General features: G+C 64.2%; 20 protein-coding genes, 1 pseudogene and 2 riboswitches. Of the genes and pseudogenes, 9 read left to right on the top strand and 12 right to left on the bottom strand.

Annotation, left to right across the window (positions count from 1 at the left end):
• Positions 1–17: 17 nt before the first annotated feature.
• The 4 genes from C8D04_RS06345 to C8D04_RS06330 form a co-directional block, all read right to left on the bottom strand.
• Entirely contained in the window at positions 18–1,103 is a 1,086-nt protein-coding gene (locus C8D04_RS06345) for a phosphotransferase (RefSeq protein ID WP_116004090.1), read from the bottom strand.
• A gap of 8 nt (positions 1,104–1,111) precedes the next feature.
• Complete coding sequence (locus C8D04_RS06340) at positions 1,112–1,831, bottom strand: Crp/Fnr family transcriptional regulator (RefSeq protein ID WP_116004089.1); 720 nt, start codon at positions 1,829–1,831, stop codon at positions 1,112–1,114.
• 247 nt (positions 1,832–2,078) lie between these two features.
• Positions 2,079–2,858, bottom strand: a complete 780-nt coding sequence (locus C8D04_RS06335; protein WP_116004088.1) for an enoyl-CoA hydratase — start codon at positions 2,856–2,858, stop codon at positions 2,079–2,081.
• A gap of 49 nt (positions 2,859–2,907) precedes the next feature.
• The gene (locus C8D04_RS06330) at positions 2,908–4,428 is read right to left on the bottom strand and encodes a 3-hydroxyacyl-CoA dehydrogenase (protein ID WP_116004087.1); all 1,521 of its coding nucleotides are present in this window, start codon (positions 4,426–4,428) and stop codon (positions 2,908–2,910) included.
• Positions 4,429–4,591: 163 nt separating this feature from the next.
• On the opposite strand from C8D04_RS06330, the gene C8D04_RS06325 reads away from it, so the two are divergent.
• Positions 4,592–6,631 carry a hypothetical protein gene (locus C8D04_RS06325; RefSeq protein ID WP_133243609.1) on the top strand — a complete coding sequence of 680 codons (2,040 nt, stop codon included), beginning with the start codon at positions 4,592–4,594 and terminating at the stop codon, positions 6,629–6,631.
• A gap of 88 nt (positions 6,632–6,719) precedes the next feature.
• On the opposite strand, the gene C8D04_RS06320 is transcribed toward C8D04_RS06325, so the two are convergent.
• From C8D04_RS06320 to thiO, 4 genes are read right to left on the bottom strand one after another with little or no spacing between them, the layout of a single operon-like run.
• The gene (locus C8D04_RS06320) at positions 6,720–7,622 is read right to left on the bottom strand and encodes a thiamine phosphate synthase (protein WP_116004085.1); all 903 of its coding nucleotides are present in this window, start codon (positions 7,620–7,622) and stop codon (positions 6,720–6,722) included.
• Positions 7,619–8,428, bottom strand: coding sequence for a thiazole synthase (locus C8D04_RS06315; protein ID WP_116004084.1), 810 nt, complete (start codon positions 8,426–8,428; stop codon positions 7,619–7,621). The genes C8D04_RS06320 and C8D04_RS06315 overlap by 4 nt, the downstream gene beginning before the upstream one ends.
• A gap of 4 nt (positions 8,429–8,432) precedes the next feature.
• Complete coding sequence (gene thiS / locus C8D04_RS06310) at positions 8,433–8,630, bottom strand: sulfur carrier protein ThiS (protein ID WP_116004083.1); 198 nt, start codon at positions 8,628–8,630, stop codon at positions 8,433–8,435.
• Between the two features lie 12 nt (positions 8,631–8,642).
• Entirely contained in the window at positions 8,643–9,722 is a 1,080-nt protein-coding gene (gene thiO / locus C8D04_RS06305; RefSeq protein ID WP_116004082.1) for a glycine oxidase ThiO, read from the bottom strand.
• Between the two features lie 40 nt (positions 9,723–9,762).
• Positions 9,763–9,881, bottom strand: a riboswitch (TPP riboswitch).
• A 137-nt stretch (positions 9,882–10,018) separates the two neighbouring features.
• Here thiO and thiD point away from each other — a divergent pair.
• The gene (gene thiD, locus C8D04_RS06300) at positions 10,019–10,873 is read left to right on the top strand and encodes a bifunctional hydroxymethylpyrimidine kinase/phosphomethylpyrimidine kinase (protein ID WP_116004081.1); all 855 of its coding nucleotides are present in this window, start codon (positions 10,019–10,021) and stop codon (positions 10,871–10,873) included.
• 34 nt (positions 10,874–10,907) lie between these two features.
• Here thiD and C8D04_RS06295 read toward each other — a convergent pair whose 3' ends face one another.
• Both C8D04_RS06295 and C8D04_RS06290 read right to left on the bottom strand, forming a co-directional pair.
• A complete protein-coding gene (locus tag C8D04_RS06295) occupies positions 10,908–11,303 on the bottom strand; it encodes a glutathione S-transferase N-terminal domain-containing protein (RefSeq protein ID WP_116004080.1) in 396 nt (131 codons plus the stop codon).
• 57 nt (positions 11,304–11,360) lie between these two features.
• Entirely contained in the window at positions 11,361–12,632 is a 1,272-nt protein-coding gene (locus C8D04_RS06290; protein ID WP_116004079.1) for a cytosine permease, read from the bottom strand.
• Between the two features lie 52 nt (positions 12,633–12,684).
• Positions 12,685–12,790, bottom strand: a riboswitch (TPP riboswitch).
• 124 nt (positions 12,791–12,914) lie between these two features.
• On the opposite strand from C8D04_RS06290, the gene C8D04_RS06285 reads away from it, so the two are divergent.
• From C8D04_RS06285 to C8D04_RS06265, 5 genes are read left to right on the top strand one after another with little or no spacing between them, the layout of a single operon-like run.
• Positions 12,915–13,625: a YebC/PmpR family DNA-binding transcriptional regulator gene (locus C8D04_RS06285; RefSeq protein WP_116004078.1), complete on the top strand. Its 711-nt coding sequence runs from the start codon at positions 12,915–12,917 to the stop codon at positions 13,623–13,625.
• 8 nt (positions 13,626–13,633) lie between these two features.
• Positions 13,634–13,918, top strand: coding sequence for a DnaJ domain-containing protein (locus C8D04_RS06280; protein WP_116004077.1), 285 nt, complete (start codon positions 13,634–13,636; stop codon positions 13,916–13,918).
• The gene (locus C8D04_RS06275; protein WP_116004076.1) at positions 13,915–14,481 is read left to right on the top strand and encodes a hypothetical protein; all 567 of its coding nucleotides are present in this window, start codon (positions 13,915–13,917) and stop codon (positions 14,479–14,481) included. The genes C8D04_RS06280 and C8D04_RS06275 overlap by 4 nt, the downstream gene beginning before the upstream one ends.
• A 12-nt stretch (positions 14,482–14,493) precedes the next feature.
• On the top strand, positions 14,494–15,240 hold the full coding sequence (locus C8D04_RS06270) for a hypothetical protein (protein ID WP_116004075.1): 747 nt from the start codon (positions 14,494–14,496) through the stop codon (positions 15,238–15,240).
• On the top strand, positions 15,240–16,511 hold the full coding sequence (locus tag C8D04_RS06265) for a hypothetical protein (protein WP_116004074.1): 1,272 nt from the start codon (positions 15,240–15,242) through the stop codon (positions 16,509–16,511). The genes C8D04_RS06270 and C8D04_RS06265 overlap by 1 nt, the downstream gene beginning before the upstream one ends.
• Before the next feature lie 74 nt (positions 16,512–16,585).
• Here C8D04_RS06265 and C8D04_RS06260 read toward each other — a convergent pair.
• Positions 16,586–16,858: pseudogene (locus C8D04_RS06260) on the bottom strand (IS30 family transposase); the annotation flags it as partial.
• A gap of 207 nt (positions 16,859–17,065) precedes the next feature.
• Positions 17,066–17,605 (bottom strand): PaaI family thioesterase, encoded by a 540-nt coding sequence (locus C8D04_RS06255; protein ID WP_233521125.1) that lies wholly within the window; start codon positions 17,603–17,605, stop codon positions 17,066–17,068.
• 51 nt (positions 17,606–17,656) lie between these two features.
• Between C8D04_RS06255 and C8D04_RS06250 the strand changes: the two genes are divergently transcribed.
• Positions 17,657–18,136 (top strand): MarR family winged helix-turn-helix transcriptional regulator, encoded by a 480-nt coding sequence (locus C8D04_RS06250; RefSeq protein WP_116004072.1) that lies wholly within the window; start codon positions 17,657–17,659, stop codon positions 18,134–18,136.
• Entirely contained in the window at positions 18,133–19,500 is a 1,368-nt protein-coding gene (locus C8D04_RS06245; protein ID WP_116004071.1) for an MATE family efflux transporter, read from the top strand. The genes C8D04_RS06250 and C8D04_RS06245 overlap by 4 nt, the downstream gene beginning before the upstream one ends.
• Positions 19,501–19,517: the final 17 nt, after the last annotated feature.

Raw genomic sequence — 19,517 nt, 5'->3', positions numbered from 1 at the left:
GGGGGTATTGGCGGTGCTTAACCGCGCTGGGCGAAAGACCAGGCCATCTGGGCCAGGGGGCGGGCGCCTTCGCCCGAGGCCTTGGCCTGGGCGCTCGATGCCGTGCCGGCTTCGACGCGCTTGGCAATGCCTTGCAGGATGGCGGCCAGGCGGAAAAGGTTGTAGGCCATGTAGAAGTTCCAGTCGGCGGCCAATTCCTCGGGGGTGGCCAGGCCGGTGCGCTCGCAGTATTTGCGGATGTATTCGGCTTCGGATGGAATGCCCAGCGCCGCCAAATCCAGCCCGCCAATACCCCGGAACATGCCCGGCGGGATATGCCAGGCCATGCAGTGGTAGCTGAAGTCGGCCAGCGGGTGGCCGAGCGTGGACAGTTCCCAGTCCAGTACGGCAATGACGCGCGGTTCGGTGGGGTGGAACATCAGGTTGTCCAGCCGGAAGTCGCCATGCACGATGGAGACGCGGTTCTCGTCGCGTGCACCGGCAGGCATGTGGGCGGGCAGCCAGGCCATGAGTCGGTCCATCTCTTCGATGGGCTGTGTGATCGAGGCCATGTACTGCTTGCTCCAGCGGCCGATCTGGCGTTCGAAGTAGTTTCCAGGCTTACCGTAACCGGCCAGGCCTCGTTCGGCAAACGGGACCGTGTGCAGGGCGGAGATAACCCGATTCGATTCGTTGTAGATGGCTGTGCGTTCCTCGGGATTCATGCCGGGCAGAGCCTGGTCCCAGAGCACGCGGCCTTGCATGAACTCCATGATGTAGAAGGCGCGCCCGATGATGGATTCGTCTTCGCACAGCACATGCATGTGCGGCACGGGCACATCGGTGCCTTGCAAGCCACTCATCACTGCGAATTCACGTTCAATGGCGTGGGCCGACGGCAGCAATTTGGCCACGGGGCCGGGTTTGGCGCGCATCACGTAGCTCTTGCTGGGCGTGATGAGCTTGTAGGTAGGGTTGGATTGCCCGCCCTTGAACATTTCGACGCTCAGGGGGCCTGCGAAGCCTTCCAGGTGCTGCTCCAGCCAGCTGCTGAGGGTGGCTGTATCGAATGCGTGCTGATCGGAGACGGCACGGGTGCCGATGAAGTGGTCGAAATTGCTCATGGGTGGGGTCAGTTGTCGAGTTCGGTGATGTCCATCAAGGCGTCGCGGTCGCGCACGACCAGCCCGCCGGGTTCGATGCGGATGATGTCTTCACGTTCAAGTGCCTTGAGTTCCTGGTTGACACGCTGACGCGAAGCGCCCAGCAGCTGGGCCAGCTCTTCTTGTGCCAGTTGCAGGCCGATGCGCATCTCGTTGCCATGCGAAAGGCTGGGGATGCCGTAACTGCGCACCAGGTGCAGCAACTGCTTGGCCAGCCGTGCGCGCAGCGGCAGGGTGTTGAGGTCCTCCACCAAGCCGTAGAGCTGGCGAATGCGCCGGGCATGCAGGCGCAGCATCGCTTCGTACAACTCCACATGCATGGCCAGAACCTTCTTGAAATCGGCCTTGGCTACGCACAGGATGGTGGTCTCGCCATGTGCGTAGGCATCGTGCGTGCGCCGGTCTCCGTCGAAGATGGCCACGTCGCCAAACCAGATGCCCGGCTCCACGTAGGTCAGCGTGATCTGCTTGCCCGAGATGGAGGTTGAGCTCACGCGCACCGCGCCCTTGGCGCAGGCGATCCACTCCTCGGGCGGGTCGCCGCGGGCAGCGATGAGGCCACCATCCTTGAAGCGTTTGACGTAAGCGCATCGCAGTATGTCGTGTCGAAGTGAAGGTGAAAGAGATGAGAACCAGCGACCGGAGTTGATCGCTTCACGTTCTTCGATAGTAAGAATAGGGTCGTCCATGGGCTGTCTTTTGGGTGACTAGGTACGCGGTCATTGTCGCGTCAGGGACGGCCAGCGGACATGGGGGTTGTCACCTGCGTGTCTGGATGCGGGCCAGGCGCGCAGGTGCACAGCGGCACGCAGCGCCCCCATAGCTGCTACGGCGTGCCTGAATTGTTTGAATGAAAAGTGGCTCTAACGCTTGTGGGTAAAGCGGTAGTAGCTACTCAATCAATAGCGTTGCAGGCGCTGCGCGCCATACGCCCGATCAGCGGTACTGCGGCTTGCGCTTTTCCAGGAAAGCGCTGATGCCTTCACCCGCGTTGGCATGGTGCAGGTTGCGCACAAAATGCTGGTGCTCCAGATGGAGGTGGGTATTGAGCGTGTGCTGGCCCGCTTCGTCCAGCAGTTCTTTGATGCTGGCCAGTGCATTGGGGGCACGTTCGTTCAGCGTCTGGGCCAGTTCCAGTGCGGCGGCCAGTGCGCCGCCGGGGTCGGCCAAGCGGTTGACCAGGCCCAGAACGTGCAGGCGCTCGGCGCTGGTGCGCTCGCCACACATCAGTAGTTCGGCGGCCAGGGGGCGGGGCAGGGTGTGGGCCAGGCTCCAGCTGGCGCCGCCATCGGGCGAGAGGCCTACCTGGCTGTACGACATGGCAAAAACCGCATTGCGCGCGGCCACGATCAGGTCGCATGCCAGGGCCAGCGAGAACCCGGCACCGGCTGCGGCCCCTTCGATGGCGGCCACCACCGGTTTGGGGTAGGCGCGGATGGTCTCGATCCAGTTGTGCAGCGCCTCGATGCTTTCTGATTGCACCTCAGTGCCCAGGCTGCGGTTGGCCTGCAAACGCTGCAGGTTGCCGCCGGCGCTGAACATGCCGCCGGCCCCCGTGATGACCACGCTGCGCACCTCGGCGTTGCGTTCGGCGCCATTGAGTGCTTCGGTGCCTGCTGCGTAGATGGCGGGGTCGAGGGCGTTGCGCAGATCGGGGTTGCTGATGGTCAGAACCAGGGTCTGGCCGTGGCTGGTGCTGTGAAGTTCTGCGGGCATGTAGGTGCGATTCCGTTGGATAAAGGGGGGCGGCAGAACGCGGCTGACCTTACTCTTCCTCGTGCTGCAGGCTCAGGCCAATGGCGCCACGGCGGCGCAGCCAAGGGCTGGGGCGGTAGCGGGGGTCGCCATACACGGTCTGCATGTTGAACAGTACTTCCAGGATATTGGTGGGCCCCCAGCGGTCACCCATGGCCAGGGGCCCAAGGGGGTAGCCCAGCCCCAGGGTGACGGCGGTTTCCAGGTCGCGCGGGCTGCAGATGCGCTGCTGGCAAATGTCGCTGGCAATATTGACAATGGTGGCCACCACCCGCTGGGTGACAAAGCCCCCGCTGTCGCGCACCACGCTGACGGCCTTGCCGTCGCGTGCCATCAGGGCGTGGGCAGCATTGCGGATGTCCACGCGCGTCACGGGGTTCGTGGCCAGTACGCGGCGGCGGGTGGTATTTTCTTCGATCAGCATGTCGATGCCGATGGTACGTGCCGGGTCCAGACGCTCCACCACGGCCACGGTCGTGATGTCAAAGCCCAAGGGCGCCACCAGAATGATGGCGCTGGCTGAAGGCGCCGCGCCGGTCTCGATGTCGGCGCCCAGGTTCTTGAGCATCTGGTAGATCTCCGTGCGGCGTGCCGCCCGGGGCGATACCCACACGGGGGGCATGTTGTCCACCACGGGCACTGGAGCTTCGGGGGTTGCCTGGGCTACGCCGTCGGTATAGCGGTAAAAGCCTTCTTCCGTTTTACGGCCCAGCAGGCCACCTGCCAGGCGCTGCGCCGTGACCACGCTGGGGCGGTAGCGCGGTTCTTCGTGGTACTGGTGGTAGATGGATTCCATGACCGGGTGCGATACGTCCAGCCCCGTCAGGTCCATCAGTTCGAAAGGCCCGAGCTTGAAGCCCGCCTGGTCGCGCAGGATGCGGTCGACCGTGGCGAAATCGGCCACGCCTTCGTCCACGATGCGCAAGGCCTCGGTGGTGTAGCCGCGGCCCGCATGGTTGACGATGAACCCCGGACTGTCCTGGGCCTGCACTGCGGTGTGTCCCATCTGGGCTACTTGCGCGGCCAGGGCGGTGCACAGGGCGGGGTCGGTCCGCAGGCCAGCCACGACTTCCACCAGCTTCATCAGGGGAACGGGGTTGAAGAAGTGCAGCCCTGCCATGCGCCGGGGGTTTTGCAACGCCGCAGCGATGGCCGTGACCGACAGCGACGAGGTGTTGCTGGCGAGCGCTGCCTCTGGCCGCAAAACGGTCTCCAGTTCACGCAGCAGGGCTTGCTTGGCGTCCAGGCTTTCCACGATGGCTTCGACGACCAGGTCGCAGTCGGCAAGGTCGGCCAGCGCATGGGCCGTCTGCAGGCGCGCGGCGCAAGCGTCACGCTGGTCTGCGTCCATGCGGTTTTTGGTGACCTGTTTGTGCCACTGTTCCAGAATGGCATCGTGCGCGCGCTGCGCCATGCCAGGCTGTGTGTCCAGTAAACGCACCTGGCTCCCTGCCTGGGCCATCATTTGCGCAATGCCCCGGCCCATGGCACCAGCACCCACCACACCCACTACTGGAAATTGAATTTTCATAGCGTAATTATGACCATGGCCTTGTTGATAGGTTTTGTGCAAGAATTCGACACATATTTTGAGAAAAAATGTGAATTTTCGTAACGCACTTTTGGCGCTAACTTTAGGCTCTTTTGCAGGGGCTGCCGCGGCCTTGGCTTTAGGGCCTTCCAGAGGCGCTGTGTTGCTGGGGCGTTCGGTGGACCTGGCCTTTGAAGTGCAGCCCGATCCCGGCCAAACCGTGGCGCAGGCTTGTATCACCGCCGAAATACTGTCGGGCGCCGTTCCGGTTTCGCGCGGTAGGGTTCGCGTCACGCCGCTGCCCGAAGTGCAGGGCCGTGCTTCTATGGTGCGTGTGCAATCTTCTGCCATCGTCGACGAGCCCGTGCTCACGGTCACTTTGCTGGCCGGCTGCAATGGCAAGACATCCCGCACTTACACCTTCCTGGCAGACCCGCCCGCCAGCATGACAGCGGGCACCCGACCCATCGTGATTCCCCGGGTGGAGATGCCTGAGGACGTCAGCGACGCAACCGCTCCGACGGGTTTGGGCGCGGGTACGGGCAGCCGTTCAGGTAAAACATCCGAGAATAATGGCCCGCTGGTACCTGTGTCCCGCAGGCCACAGGCCGCGCAAGCACCGGCGCCTTCGAAGAGCGCTGCCGCACTGGCACCGACCAGGCCGTCCCGGCCCCTACCAAAGGCCGCTTCAAAGGTGAAAGCCCCTGAGAAGGAGGCGTTGGCCCCTCGTTCGCGCCTGGTGATGGAGCCCCTGGAAAACTGGCTCGAAACTCCGGCTCCCCTGCAGCTGACGACCGAGCTGCAGCTGCCCGAGGTGCCCGCGACCACGCTGCAGCGCGAGCAGGCCCAGGCCCAGTGGAAAGTGCTGAACATGCAGCCTGAGGACATCCTGCAGGAGAGTGCCCGCACCGCGGCACTCAATGCCGAAATGTCCCGTGCGAAAACACAGGCCGACAGCGAGCGCGCCGCCGCCATCGCTGTGCAGCAGCGCCTGGAACTGGAAAAATCCGAACGGTTTTCAGCCACCATCGTGTATGGCTTACTGGCTTTGCTGGCGGCTATTCTGGTTTGGGCCGTGTGGATGGCGCAGCGCTTGCGCGCCGCCCACCGCCAGGCCCAGGATGCCTGGGCTGGCGCCCTGGTCCGGCCAGTGCCGGAAACACCTGTGCCGGTGCCACACGCCATAGCCCCCGAGCCCGTGCAGCCCCCACCGGTAGCGCAGCCGCCGGTCCCTGCGGCTGTGGCGCGTGCGCGGTCTCCGATTTCTGGGCTTGCACCCCTGTCGGTGGCTGTGCCAACCGCGGAGCGCCAGCACAAGCAGCCCGACCCCGCGCCGCAGCCCGTGTTGCTGATCAACCCCGAAGAACTGTTTGACCTGCAACAGCAGGCCGAATTTTTTGTGTCGGTGGGTGAGCATATCCAGGCTATCGGTGTGCTGCGCAAATACATCGCCGATAACGAAACCACGGCGCCTTCTGCTTACCTGGAGTTGCTGCGCCTGTACCGCTCGCTCAGCCGGGTGGACGATTTCAATGAACTGCGAGCGCAGTTCCATCGCCACTTCAATGCGTTGGTGCCCGAGTTTTCCTCCTTCAACCGGCCGGGTCGCCCTTTGTTGACCTATGCCGACGTGTTGGCTGAGATCGAGGCGATCTGGAGCGATGAATCGGTTTTGCCAATGCTCGATAGCCTGCTGTTTCGGCATGGCGATGCGGTGCTTGAGCGCTTCGATCTGGCCGCCTTTGACGATTTGTTGCTGCTCAACGCCATTGCCCGCACCACGCCGCCGTCTGCACGCGGGGCGCCGCCGCCGCGTAAACGCACCACCCCGGTCGTCAGCGTGGTGGATGAGCCCGTGCAGGACAACGCTGCCAAGACCGACGTGGAACGCGACGCGGCTGCGCACCCGATCGACGGGATGGACAGCATGCTGGAATACGACCCGGACTGGCTGAGCATGGAATCCACCCGGGGCGATGTTTTGCTCTCCACCAAGGCCCCCGCGGGGGTTGAGACCATTGACTTTGACCTGAGCGACACGTTGACCGGCGGGCCCGTGGCGTTGCCCCCCATCACCCAGAGCGACCTGCCCGCCGTGCCACCTACAAAGCCTCCAGAGCCGGGACAGCCCGTCGGGTTTGGTTCCAGCAGCGATCGCTTTGAAGTGCGGTTCGAACTCGAAGAAGTCCAGAAGCCGAAGTGATCGGCCTGGCGGGTTTGGTTATTCCGGCGATATGCTATTGAAAATATAGCTTCCAGCGCTTGACTACAAAGCGTTGGAGCCATTTTTCTTATGAAATTTGCATGGCCTTTAGAAGTTGCGCTGCCGTGGCTTCGGGGTCTGGCGCATTCACCAGCGCCCGCACCACGGCGATGGAGCCCACGCCGGTTGCCAGAATGCCCGCGAACTGTTCCGCTCCAATGCCACCAATCGCCACCGTAGGGTAGTCCTGCAGCAGGCGCGCGTAGGCTTGCAGCCGCGCCACGCCTTGTGGCGCGGTCGCCATGCGTTTAAGTGTGGTGGGGAACACGGCGCCCAGGGCGATGTAGCTCGGCTGCACCGCATCGGCGCGCAGCATTTCCGCATAGCCGTGCGTGCTCACGCCCAGGCGCAGGCCACTTTGGCGCAGTTCTTGCACTTGCGCCGCACTGAGCGCATCCAGATCTTCCTGGCCCAGGTGCGCACCATAGGCTCCGGCAGCCATCGCCTCGCGCCAGTGGTCGTTGATGAACAGCAGGGCCCCCGTGCCTTGCACGGCCTGCACGGCGGCGAGCACTTCGCGGGCAATGGCGGCGGTGTCATCCGATTTGAAGCGCAGTTGCACTGTGGGCACGCCTGCGCGGGCCATGCGGCCGACCCAGGCGGCATCGGGCAGCACGGCATACAGGCCGAGCTGCTGTGGGCAGACGGCAAAAGGCGTTGCGTGCGGCCGCGTCTGCAGCCCAAAATCTTGCGCCACAGTGGGCCAAATCTCGGGTGTGGTGCTGCCGGTACGCTCCCAGCGCGCTTGCCAGGCATGGGCCAGCACCTGCGCATCGTGGGCGATGAAGCCCAGTGCACTGCAGGCCTGCAGCGCGCCCAGGTACACCGGCGCGTCGCTTTCGGGCGCAGGCACCGGCTGCGGCGGGAAACCGGTCAAGCTCGTGGCGTGGGCCGCAGTAATGGCTTGCGCCAGGGTGTTGCTATCAGTCATGCGGGCGCATGGTGCCAGAACGGGGTGCCGAGCACCGGGGTGCTGGGCTGGGCGGCTTGCTGGGGTTGCATGGCCCCTGCATGGCGGGCGGCGCGCCCGGCATGCACAGCGTCGGCAAAGGCGCCGGCCATGGCCACCGGGTCTTGCGCCAGGGCTACGGCGGTGTTGAGCAGCACGCCGTCAAAGCCCCATTCCATCACCTGGCAGGCGTGCGAAGGCAGGCCCAGGCCCGCGTCGATCAGCATGGGCACGTTGATGCGTTCGCGCAGCACCTGCAAGGCATAGGGGTTCATGGGGCCGCGTCCCGTTCCGATGGGCGCAGCCCAGGGCATGATGGCCTGGCATCCCACGTCCACCAGGCGCTGGCACAGCACGAGGTCTTCGGTGCAGTAGGGCAGTACGTAGAAGCCGTCGCGTACCAGCTTCTCGGCAGCAGCCACCAGGTTCAGGGTGTCGGGCTGCAGGGTGTAGTCGTCGCCAATGACCTCTAGTTTGATCCACGGGGTGTTGAACACCTCGCGTGCCATTTGCGCCGTGGTGATGGCCTCTTGCACGCTGTGGCAGTTGGCGGTGTTGGGCAGCACCGGCACGCCCAGCTCCCGCAGCAGTTCCCAGAAACCCTGGCCACTTTCGGCCGGATTACTGCCCTGGCGGCGCAGCGAGGCTGTGACCATGGCCGGCTGGGCCCTCTGCACGGCGGCCTTGAGTGCCGACGGCGAGGGATAACGGGATGTGCCCAGCAGCAGGCGGCTGGAAAACTGCTGGCCGTACAGGACCAGGGCGTCGTCGGTTGATGTCGTGTTCATGGTTTTAGCCCCCTGTGACGGGGGAGATCACTTCGACCTTGTCACCCGCTTGCAGCAGGTGGTGCGGGTGTTGGGGCGCGGGTATAAAAACAGTGTTGACGGCCACGGCGTAGGGCGGTTTTGCCTGCATGGCGGCCAGGGCGTCGGCCACGCTGGCGCCCTCGGGCAGTTCGTGGGGCTGGAGATTGATGAGAATGTGCATGGTTGTGGCGCTTCAGAGCAATTGCATCAACAGATCGAACTCAGCCGCCCGCGCTGACGTGCCGCCTGCGAGGATATCCAGCACCACATCATGCATCGCAGGCGCAATCATGTAGCCATGGCGGTACATGCCGTTGACCTGCAGCGTGCGCGCCGCCAGTTGGCGCACGGCTGGCAGGTTGTCGGGCAGGGCGGGGCGGCATTGCACCGACAGTTCCAGAATGCGGGCCTCGGCAAAGCCCGGGTGCACGGCGTAGGCAGCGCTCAGTAATTCCAGCGTGGAACGCACGCTGGCCGGCGAGAGGTCTTCGGACTCGATCTCGGTGGCGCCGATCACGAACACATTGTTTTCCTTGGGCGCGATATAGGCCGGGTAGCGCGGGTGCAGCAACCGTGTGGGCCGCTGCAGCGTGACCTCGGGGGCGTGCAGGCGGATCACCTCGCCGCGCACACCGCGCAGTTGGGGCCAGTCACCGCGTGCGCCCAGGCCGCGGCAGTCGAGCAGCCAGCCCGGGTGGTCTGCGCCAAAATAGCCCAGTTCGCGCGGCGTGTTCCAGTGCAATTGCACACCCAGGTGCTCCATCTCGCCAGCCAGCGAAGCCAGCAGTTGCCGGTTATCGAGCTGGCCTTCGCCAGGCAGGTACATGCCCTGGGCAAAGCGCGGCGCGAGCGCGGGCTCAATCTGCGCCATACCCTCGCTGTCGAGCATCTGCATGGCAGGCAGTTCGGTGACGCTGGTGCGGGTGTTCTCGAGTTGCTGGCGCATGCGGGTGGCCTCTTGCGCGTCCTGGCGGTGCCATACGAGCAGCGTCCCCTCTTGCTGGAAGTACACCGGCATCGCCAGCGGTGCCAGCAGCTCGGGCCAGCGCCTGAGCGAGTGGCGGCCCATGCGTACCACGCCATGCTCGGCGATGGCCGATTCGGCCAGCGGGGCCAGCATGCCTCCGGCCACGCGGGCAGCCGAATGCTCGCCCAGCGGGCCGCCTTTGTCGTAAATGGCCACGCTGTGGCCCTGGCGCGCAAGTGATACGGCCAGCAAGCGCCCCAGCAGACCGGCGCCGAGAATGGTGAAAGAGGTGTTGGAAAGCGTCATGTTTGTCCGTCTGCGGTGTTACAGGGGACAAAACGGGCAGGTGCCTGCACTGGAAACTCCCCACGCCAGCATGATCTGGATCGGGTAACGGGGCGCAAAGCCCCAGGGTGTTTCTCAGTCCGCGCCACGTTGGGTAGCGGGACACCCCTGTTTCGTCCGTAAGCGGCAATTACAGCACAACGCCGATTCCCCTGGCTTGATGTGGCGCATGCGCAGGCCTCGGATCTGGCGTTGGTTCCCTGGGGTTGTGGGGGGTGACGGCAGGGGCGCTTTGGGTTTCCGGGATAATTTTCGCCATGACGCACACAGCACCCCTTTCTGCACAGGCTCCCCGCTACGCCCGCGTGCTCTCCATTGCCGGGTCAGACAGTGGCGGTGGCGCCGGTATCCAGGCCGACCTGAAAACCTTCAGCGCCCTGGGCTGTTATGGCATGACCGCCATTACCGCCATCACCGCACAAAACACGCAGGGCGTGCGCGCCATCCACGGCGTGCCGCCCGAGATGCTGCGCGCACAGATCGAGGCCGTGGTGGAAGACATTGGCGTCGATGCCGTGAAGATCGGCATGCTGCATTCGCCCGAAGTGGTGGCCGTGGTGGCCGATGCCCTGCGGCGCTACCAACTGCTGCATGTGGTGCTCGACCCGGTCATGGTGGCCACCAGCGGCGACCGCTTGATGGCCGACGAGACGGTACAGGTGCTGGTGCGTGAACTGTTCCCGCTGGCCACCGTGGTGACCCCCAACCTCGACGAAGCGGCGCTGCTACTGGGCCGCGCCATCCCGGGCATCGAGGCATTGGACGATGCTGCCCGCGCTTTGCTGGCGCTGGGCGCGCCCGCTGTGCTGCTCAAAGGCGGGCACTTGCCGGGTGATGAGGTGGTGGACGTGCTCGCGCTGCCGGGCGGCACCCTCCAATACCTGCGATCGCCCCGCATTGCCACGCACAACGGCCACGGCACGGGCTGCACGCTGTCGTCTGCCATCGCCGCGCATCTGGCCTTGGGCCATGCGCTGCCCGAGGCCGTGGCGCTGGCGCGCACGTATATTTTGGGCGCTATCCAGGCAGGTGCGGCCGTGCGTACCGGCAAGGGCCACGGCCCACTCAACCACGGTTATGCGCCCATGGCGCAGCGTGTCATCCAGGGCTGACTGTCAAGGATTTTTGCGCCCGTCTCAGGCGGCCTCAGGTTACCTGTGCGAACTGGCTGCGCAAGTAGCTGATGATTTCTTTGGAGTCGTAGAGCCAGCGGCTGTTGCCTGCTTTGTCGGTGATCTTCAGGCAAGGTACCTTGGCCTGGCCGCCTTGCTGCACCAGTGCAGTCCTGTCGGGGCCTTCCGGCTGCGCGTCCACTTTGGCGACCGTCAAGGACAGGCGGCGCATTTCTTGGCGCACCTTGATGCAAAAAGGGCAGGTTTTGTACTGGTACAGCGCCAGGCCCTTGCATGCCTGGTCAACGGCTTCCTGCCCTGCCTGAGAGCGCACGATGCCTTGGGGGCGGGTCAGCGCCTCCTTGAGAAGCATCACCGGGCCCAGGACAATGCGCAGGGTCTTGAAAAAGAATCGGATAAAAGATTTCATGGGCCATTCTAGGCAAGCCAAGTGGGCACACCACGGTATGCCCGAGACACGGGCCGTTCAGCGGCGTGGACGGGTTGCGTAGGCCAGCACAAAGCTTACGGCCAGCGTGGGCAGGGCCGAGCCCAGCACGGGGGCGAACTTTGGTAGCAGGTGGTAGAAAGCGATGCCAGCCAGCCAGATCACAATGGGCGCCGCGTGCGCCTTGCCTGCGGCCTGCAGCGCTGAAGCGGCATTGGCGCCAAAAGCCAGGCGCCCCAGAATCACGCCAAACAGCGGCACGAATACCGAGCTGAGCATGAGCAAAAACGGCTCTAGGCTGTGCATGGGCAGCACCAGCGCCATGAGCGTACAGACCACTGCCACGACCAGGCCCCACTGGCGCACGCTCCAGCGCGGCAATAGGCTGTGGGCCGAAACAGCGCCCGAATAGGTGTCGCCATAAGCGTTGTCCACCTCGTCAATCAATATCAGCGACAGCGCGATCAGCCCGCCCTGCGCCAGCAGCAGCGCGGTCACCAGGTCCTGGCTGGGCAACGTCAAGGCGACGAGCACCCCCAGCGCGTAACACCACACATTGGCCAGCGCGTAGCCCAGCCAGGTGCCCCGCAACGCAGTGCCGCCACTGCGGCCATGGCGCGCATAGTCAGCCACCAACGGTAGCCACGAAATAGGCATGGCAATCACCAGGTCCAGCGCGGGCATCACGCCCATGCCGCCTTCGCCGCGCCGCTGCCACAACTGCTCGAACCCCTGCGCCTGGGCCAAGCCCAGGAACTGCCAGCTCAGCCACAGCAGCGACAACACCACCAGCGGCAACGCCACGCGGGCAATGATGCGGCGCACCAGCTGCACCATTGAGCCGCTGATCAACAGCGTGATCACGCCGCCCCAGAGCAGCGTAGCCAGCATCGGCCAGTAGGTCGCTGCCATGGCACCTGACTGGCGCCCGATGGACACCGTGGCGTCGCGCATCACCACCAGCTCAAAGCTGCCCCAGCCAATCAGCTGCACGATGTTCAGCACAATCGGCAGGCGCGCAAACGCGCGGCCATAGACCGCGTGCATCAACCCGGCGCTGGCCAGCCCGCTGTCGCAGCCAATCTTTGCCACCCAGCCCAGCAGCCCGGCTCCGATGATGGAGCCCGCCACAATGGCCAGTACCGCCTCTTGCGTGCCCAGCGCGGGCATCAGGTAGGCGCCCACCTGCATGACCAGCAGACCCACGCCCAGGCTGAACCACAGAGAGGCATGGTCGTGCCAGCGGAAAACGCGCTGCGCGCTGGATACGGGGGTCAGCGCTTCGTTGGTGGAAGCGGTTGCGGTGTTCATGCGGACTCCTTGGCAGCATCGGTGCAAGAAAGACCCGGGCCACGCGGTCGGTGGGCGTTAGAACGGGCTTCCCTGCGCGAGGATGATCTCAATCAGGTTCAAAGGGACTCTCTCAGCCCGCGCGCCAATATCGGCGTGGGGCACCCCTAGCGAATGCACCAGTCTTGCGGTGGTGCGGGGCGGATTCTAGCGGCAGTGGTAATCTCTTGGGTTTTGCCTGGGGTTTCCCTGCGCAGCGCCGCGCGCGCGCGGGTGCGCCCCAGGACCAGCCAAGGAACTCGCATGGGTGCGCAATGGAAAGCAAAGGGCAAGGCGCAGGCCGCCGACGCCCGCGGAAAGCTGTTTGGCAAGCTGGCCAAGGAAATCATGGTCGCTGCGCGCGGCGGTGCCGACCCGGCGGGCAACTCCAAGCTGCGCCTGGTGCTCGAGCAAGCGCGCAAGGTCTCCATGCCCAAAGACACGCTGGACCGCGCCATCAAAAAGGGCGCCGGCATTGGCGGCGATGCGGCCAGTTTCGAGCATGTGGTGTACGAGGGTTTTGCCCCGCACCAGGTTGCGGTGATGGTCGAATGCCTGACCGACAACGTCAAACGCACGGCGCCCGAAATGCGCGTGCTGTTTCGCAAGGGCCAACTCGGTACCTCGGGCTCGGTCGCCTGGGACTTTGACCATGTGGGCATGATTGAGGCCGAACCCGCGACTGCCGGTATCGATGCCGAAATGGCCGCCATCGAAGCCGGTGCGCAAGACTTTGAACCCGGCGAAGAAGAGGGCCAAACCCTGTTTTGGACCGATCCAGTCGACCTGGACACTGTGAGCCGCGCTCTGCCTGCGCACGGTTTTACCGTGCTCTCGGTCAAGCTGGGCTACCGGCCCAAGAACCCGGTCAATCCTGCCAGCCTGAGTGCTGAGGCGCTGGAGGAGGTCGAAGCCTTCCTTGCGGCCATCGACGCCAACGACGACGTACAAAACGTGTACGCCGCACTGGGCTGATCGGGCCGATGCAAAGCGACCACTACGCAGCCCTGGGCCTTGCGGCCAACGCCACGCTGGCCGACATCAAGCGGGCGTTCCGGCAAAAGGCCTCGTTCTACCACCCCGACCGCAACACAGCGGCTGACGCAGCCCTGCGCTTTCGCGAGGTGCAACAAGCCTACGACGTGCTCTCGGACCCCGAGCGCCGCCAGCAATACGACGACAACCGCCGCCGCAACCTGCTCGACGACCCTTTGCAAACCGCAACGGAAATCTGGCAGGCCTTCGTGCGTGAACGCAATCTTCCATGAAACTCTCTCGCTACTTCTCCGACTTGCGCAAAGCCTACGAGGCCGAGCTCGATGACCTGACCTCTGATTCCGAAGGCAAGGATGTATTAACGAAGCGCCTTGCCGCCAAGCGCAGCGAAATCGGCTTCCTGGTGCAGATGTTGGACTACAGCCCCGAGATGGTGGCCGTGGTTTTCCACCGCGCATTTCGTTTTCCCAAGCTGGCAGCCATGCAGCGATTGCTGACATTGCCGCCCGAGGCACTGCCTACATGGCCGGAACTGGCGGGCGCCGTGGCCCTCGAACCCTGGGCGGAACCTGTGGCGCTCAAAGTGCTGGCAGAGCCCGGCGGCGCGACTTTCATGACCGTGGCCGCCTGCCTGGAGTACCTGCACGCCCACGGGTTTGGCCCTGCCGACGCCGCACAAGGCACACCGGATGACGAAGAAGCTCGCAACAGCGACGAGGGCGACGACGGCGACGGCCTGAGCGCCGACGACGCCAGCGACCCGCCAGATGGCCGCTCGCTCGACGAAGCCGGCGCCGACTGGCTCGCAGACCAAGGTTTCGAGCGCAAGGACTGACACTGAGAACGTATGAACCACCTGGCATTGATTGAAAAAACCACCAGCCTGATCGCGGCTGGCGACATCGTGGGCGCCGAGAGCGCGCTGGCCGACCTGGCCGATGAGGAGGGCGACCGTGCGCTGATGGTTGTGCTCGACCAGCTCGCGCCCAAAGATGTGCTGGCCGTCATGCGGGAGTACGACAGCTCCAAGGCGTCCGTCGTGAACATGTTGGTCACACCCGAGCAGTTCGCCCGCGCCATGGTGCTGGAGAAACAGTACAAAGACCTCACGCACCAGCACTTGCGCAGCATGGTTAACGCCGTCGTCTTTCGTGAAGACGCCGACCCGTTGGAATTTTTGAACGCCATCGGCGACCTGGACGGCGGCGCCGAAGCCCTGGCCAACTACTTCACCGAAAAATGGAGCCGCATTGAGGCTTTTGCCCGTACCGGTGTTTTTGAAGCTACCGAAGACTACGGCCTGATGCTGAGTGACGATGAGCTGCTCGCGTCGGGCTACGTGCGCCCGCGCGTCGAGCTGGACGAAGTGGCCGACCAGGACTGGATGCAGATGGCCTGGCTGCTGCGCTACGAGTGCCGCGACCTGTTTATTGAAATGCTCTTGGTGCTGCGCGCCAAAGCCCGCGCACACGACCTGGGCGAAGGTGACGAGCAGCCCGAGGAAGAGGACGACGGCAAGTTCGAGACCAGCGAGACCGACCGCGGCAACGTCACACCGGCAGCGCGCACCTCTGACGAAGAATCGGCCATCTGATGCCTGGCAGCCGTTCGCACGAAGCACCGCCGCAGGCGCTGGCCCTGCACGACGCACGCTCGTTTTTCGAGCGCGCGCTGGCGCACGGCGTTAACCACGGCATTCTGGGGGCCGAAAAGCTCGCCGCCCTGCATGCGGAGGCTCCCAAGGGCATGGTGCAGATAGCGCGCTACTTTGGCAGCGAGTTTTTGCGGCCCGAACTGGAACGTGCGCGCGAGCGCATCGTCAACTTCGTCAGTCTGCATTTGCAGGATGCGTCGGGCGGTGACCTCGCACAGGCAGCGCAACTGCTCGCCACGCATTCGCTGCTGTCGCGCTCCAAAGCCGGCACCGACATGCTGCGCGCCCTGATTGCCCTGCCCGAGAGCACCCACTTTGGCATGCAGGGCCAGGACGAGGCCCAGGTCTCGTTGCTGGCGCTGTGGTCGCTGCGCAGCTATGCCCAGTACCGTGAAGAACTGGCGCGGCGCAGCCGCATTGGCGAGGTGGTGCAGGCAGCGCTGTGGATTGCCAGCCACTACCAGCTGGACGACGAAGCGCTGGAAGAGGGCGGCGCCGACGCCGAAGGCGTGCTGCGCACCGCCCTGGCCCTGCACGCCCTGGCCCCGCGCAGCACCGAGTGGCCAAGCGCGGCGACGTTTCAGAAATTGCTTGCTGCCCGCCGCAAGGCAGGCAAAGCCGTTGTGGGTGCTGACGCGCTCGCGGTGCCCAAAGGGCTGCCGCCCGCGTTGCACGCCGTGGTAGATGCGCAAAAGCCGGTCGTGCTGGCCGATTTGCAGAAGCTTCTCGACCCCGCTCGCCCGCTTGCACAGCAACTGCGCCCCATGACTGCGCTGCGCCACCGCTACTTTTTGCTCGAAGATCCGTTGGGCGAGGTGGACGAATACCTGCGCGCGGCCGCATCGCAGCCGGGCGATGAGGCGCCCCCCGCCGCCGCCAGCAAAACCTGGCAACGCGCGACACTGGGCGAGCAAGACGAAGCCGCGTTGCTCACCCTGTTCCTGTGCCTGGCCACCGGCGTGCCCAAGAAAACACTGCTGCCCGAAAAAGCCGCCAAAACCCTGGTGCGCAAGCTGCGCAGCAAAGGCTGGCAGCCAGAACTGGCCGACGCCTTCATCCGTGCACACGCCCCCGAAGTGCACCGCGCCGACTACCTGGCGCTGTGGCAAGGCTTTGTTTCTGAAGCCCGTGCCACGCTGCAAGACGACCACGACTACGGTTTGGGCGACGCGCTGTCGCTGCTGCGGCGCGAGTGCCATGTCAGCGAATAAGCTAATGCTCATTTATTGATAGCTGTTCGCAATTATCCAGCAAGGGTGGATTCAAGTCCAAGTGCAACATTTGTTCAATGCACTGAATCAGCCTGGAGGTTCAGCCGCTGCAAGTGCTGCGCATAGACCTCCAGGGGAGTGCGGTAGCCCAGGGTCATCCTGGGACGCCCATTGAGCTCATCGGCCACGGCATCGAACTGCTCCTGGGTGTAGCTGTTCCGATCGGTGCCCTTGGGGAAGTACTGGCGCAGCAGCCCATTGGTGTTCTCGTTACTGCCGTGCTGCCACGGGTTGTAGAGATCGCAGAAGTACACTTTCATGCCCGTGTTCTCGGTGAGCCTGGCGTACTCGGCCATCATTGACCTCGGGTTCGCAGCGGAAAATCAAGTGGGCTGAAGACGACTTGGTGCTGCCGACCCATTGCAAACGTATGCAACTGCGCAATCTACATTGCAACTATCGACGCGCATGGGGGCGTGTGCAGCTTCTGCAGGGAGGAGCATTTCAATTGGCTCTCGAGGGAGCCCAATGTTCGCAACTCAAAGAGGTCGAGCTCAGCCCTCGGCAGGCAGGTCGAACACAAAGCAGGTGGTGGTGGCATGCGCGTAAAGCTTGCCACCTTCATCTTCAATGCGAGCTTCGGCTGTGGCCATCTGCCGACCTCCGTGGATCACGGTGCCCACCGCGCGCAGTGGGCCCGTTTTGTGTGAAGCGGAGCGCACTATATTCACGCTGAGCTCTGCCGTGGTGTATGAGCGCCCGGCGGGCAGGATGGTCTGCACCGCGCAGCCCAGCGCCGAATCCAGCAGCGTCGCAAACCATCCGCCGTGCACCGTTCCCAAGGGGTTGTAGTGGCGGAACTCTGGGGTCCCTTGAAACACTACCCGGCCCTGTCCGACCTCGATCAGCGCCATGTTCATGGTGTCGCTGATGGGCGGGTATGGCAGCTCGCCCGACATCATTGCTTCGAGAATCTCACGCCCACTTTTGCCCGCGAGCTGCTCCCGTTTGGCTAGCCCGGCGACGCCGCCACCGGCTGTCATGCGTTGAACGGCAGCTTCGGCTTGGTTTGTCCAGTTGGTGATGGGTTTCATCATTTTTCTCTATTTACTTGTATATGCAATGGTTGTAGATACAATTAGATCATGAAAACCGAACTTCCTGCGATCACAAAGCCACAGGGCTGCACCAACCTCAAGCTGCGCCAACTCATGCGCCGCATGGGTCAGCGCTACGACGCGCAGATGGCCTTGGTGGGCCTTAAAACCACGCAGTACTCGCTGCTCGCCTGTGTCGATAAGCTCGGGCCCTTGCGCCCTGGCGAGTTGGCAGCGCAGCTCAAAATGGACGCTTCCACGTTGACGCGTAACCTCAAACCGCTGGTGAATGCAGGGTGGGTCAGGGTAGAGACCGGGGCCGATGCGCGCAGCCGATTGGTGGCTATCACCGACGATGGGCGTGTTAAACGCGCCGAGGCCAAGCGCTACTGGCGCAAAGCGCAAGACGAACTCAATCGGCAGCTCGGCCTGGAACAGGTCGCTGCGTTGCACGCGTTGATCGATGACGCGATGCACAAGCTCTCATCCGACGCAGATGAGGAAACTGACGAGGTTCGCAGCGCATGAGCGCAGCTTCGCTGACCGTTGCGGCGGCGCCTGATCCTTTGCTGACGCGACCCATCCTGCCAACGCTGCTGCGCTTTGCCTGGCCCAACATGCTGGCGATGCTCGCCACTGCGCTGGCCGCGATCGCCGAGACGGCTTATGTGGGCAGCTTCGGCACCGCCTCACTCGCCGCGATGGCGCTGGTATTTCCCATGGTCATGTTGCAGGCCATGCTCTCGGCCGGCGCGATGGGCGGTGGCGTGTCCTCCGCCGTGAGCCGGGCCTTCGGCGCAGGCCAGCCAGAGCGTGCCAATGCGCTGGCTGTGCACGCCATGTGGATCGGCGTTGGAATCGGAATGGTCTACATGGTGCTGATGCTCGGGTTTGCGCCAACGCTGTTTGCCGCACTCGGTGGCCAAGGCGAGGCTTTGCATCAGGCCGTGGCCTATGCGAATGTGGCCTTCCTGGGGTCGGTTTTCATCTGGTTGGTCAACACCTTTGCTTCCGTCATCCGTGGCGCGGGCAACATGCGCGCGCCCTCGGCCACATTGCTGCTGGTGGCGGTGGCGCAGGTGGTGGTGGGCGGTGCACTGGGGCTGGGTTGGGGGCCTTTTCCGCGCTGGGGCATGGCCGGTGTGGCCGCAGGCCAGGTGGTGGCCAATGGGCTGGGGGCCGCTTATCTGTTGTATTACCTGCAGTCGGGCCGGTCGCGTGTGCAATTGCAATGGAGAAACACGCCGATGCAATGGCCGTTGGCATGCGACATTTTGCGTGTCGGCGCGGTGGCCTGCATCTCCCCGTTCCAGACCGTTGTCACCATCCTCATTCTTACGCGGCTGGTCTCGCAATTTGGCACCGACGCACTGGCAGGTTATGGCATCGGTACGCGACTGGAGTTCCTGCTAGTGCCCATGGCGTTTGCGGTGGGCGTGGCATCGGTACCGCTGGTGGGCATGGCCATTGGCGCGGGCAACGTGGCGCGCGCCCGTCAGTCCACTTGGATCGCCGCCGCCTTGGCTGCTGGATTGCTCGGCGCGCTGGGCCTGATTGTCACATTCGCGCCCGATGTCTGGACGCTCCGATTCACGCAGGACCCGGCTGTGGTGGCTGCGGCCGCGCTGTACTTCCGTTGGGCGGGTCCCGCCTACGCCTTGTTTGGGTTGGGGCTGAGTCTGTACTTTTCTTCCTTGGGCGCGGGCAAAGCCGCAGGCCCGGTGTTGGCGGGCACGCTGCGCATGGTGCTCGTGGCCGCTGGCGGTGCGGTGTTGGCCTGGGCCCAGACGCCGCCTTGGAGCATCTTCGCGCTGGTGGCGGTGGGCATGGCCGCGTATGGCGTGGCCTCTTGGGCCGCAGTGCGGTTCACGCCATGGGGAAACGAACGGTGACGAAAAAGTCGCTACAT

It is taken from the genome of Simplicispira sp. 125, from assembly GCF_003096555.1.
Classification (GTDB): domain Bacteria; phylum Pseudomonadota; class Gammaproteobacteria; order Burkholderiales; family Burkholderiaceae_C; genus Simplicispira.
Note: the sequence above shows the minus strand (reverse complement) of the source record. Positions and strands in the feature narration are given on the sequence as shown.

What these genes read in the sequence shown, in the direction of transcription:
- C8D04_RS06335 (WP_116004088.1), bottom strand. Translation starts at nt 2,858, where the DNA reads ATGCCCGCAGAACTTCACAGCACCAGCCACGGCCAGACCCTGGTTCTG.
- C8D04_RS06290 (WP_116004079.1), bottom strand. Translation starts at nt 12,632, where the DNA reads ATGAACACCGCAACCGCTTCCACCAACGAAGCGCTGACCCCCGTATCC.
- C8D04_RS06295 (WP_116004080.1), bottom strand. Translation starts at nt 11,303, where the DNA reads ATGAAATCTTTTATCCGATTCTTTTTCAAGACCCTGCGCATTGTCCTG.
- C8D04_RS06275 (WP_116004076.1), top strand. Translation starts at nt 13,915, where the DNA reads ATGAAACTCTCTCGCTACTTCTCCGACTTGCGCAAAGCCTACGAGGCC.
- C8D04_RS06340 (WP_116004089.1), bottom strand. Translation starts at nt 1,831, where the DNA reads ATGGACGACCCTATTCTTACTATCGAAGAACGTGAAGCGATCAACTCC.
- C8D04_RS06285 (WP_116004078.1), top strand. Translation starts at nt 12,915, where the DNA reads ATGGGTGCGCAATGGAAAGCAAAGGGCAAGGCGCAGGCCGCCGACGCC.
- C8D04_RS06265 (WP_116004074.1), top strand. Translation starts at nt 15,240, where the DNA reads ATGCCTGGCAGCCGTTCGCACGAAGCACCGCCGCAGGCGCTGGCCCTG.
- C8D04_RS06245 (WP_116004071.1), top strand. Translation starts at nt 18,133, where the DNA reads ATGAGCGCAGCTTCGCTGACCGTTGCGGCGGCGCCTGATCCTTTGCTG.
- C8D04_RS06280 (WP_116004077.1), top strand. Translation starts at nt 13,634, where the DNA reads ATGCAAAGCGACCACTACGCAGCCCTGGGCCTTGCGGCCAACGCCACG.
- C8D04_RS06250 (WP_116004072.1), top strand. Translation starts at nt 17,657, where the DNA reads ATGAAAACCGAACTTCCTGCGATCACAAAGCCACAGGGCTGCACCAAC.
- C8D04_RS06320 (WP_116004085.1), bottom strand. Translation starts at nt 7,622, where the DNA reads ATGACTGATAGCAACACCCTGGCGCAAGCCATTACTGCGGCCCACGCC.
- C8D04_RS06270 (WP_116004075.1), top strand. Translation starts at nt 14,494, where the DNA reads ATGAACCACCTGGCATTGATTGAAAAAACCACCAGCCTGATCGCGGCT.
- C8D04_RS06345 (WP_116004090.1), bottom strand. Translation starts at nt 1,103, where the DNA reads ATGAGCAATTTCGACCACTTCATCGGCACCCGTGCCGTCTCCGATCAG.
- C8D04_RS06330 (WP_116004087.1), bottom strand. Translation starts at nt 4,428, where the DNA reads ATGAAAATTCAATTTCCAGTAGTGGGTGTGGTGGGTGCTGGTGCCATG.
- C8D04_RS06315 (WP_116004084.1), bottom strand. Translation starts at nt 8,428, where the DNA reads ATGAACACGACATCAACCGACGACGCCCTGGTCCTGTACGGCCAGCAG.
- thiD (WP_116004081.1), top strand. Translation starts at nt 10,019, where the DNA reads ATGACGCACACAGCACCCCTTTCTGCACAGGCTCCCCGCTACGCCCGC.
- thiS (WP_116004083.1), bottom strand. Translation starts at nt 8,630, where the DNA reads ATGCACATTCTCATCAATCTCCAGCCCCACGAACTGCCCGAGGGCGCC.
- thiO (WP_116004082.1), bottom strand. Translation starts at nt 9,722, where the DNA reads ATGACGCTTTCCAACACCTCTTTCACCATTCTCGGCGCCGGTCTGCTG.
- C8D04_RS06255 (WP_233521125.1), bottom strand. Translation starts at nt 17,605, where the DNA reads ATGAAACCCATCACCAACTGGACAAACCAAGCCGAAGCTGCCGTTCAA.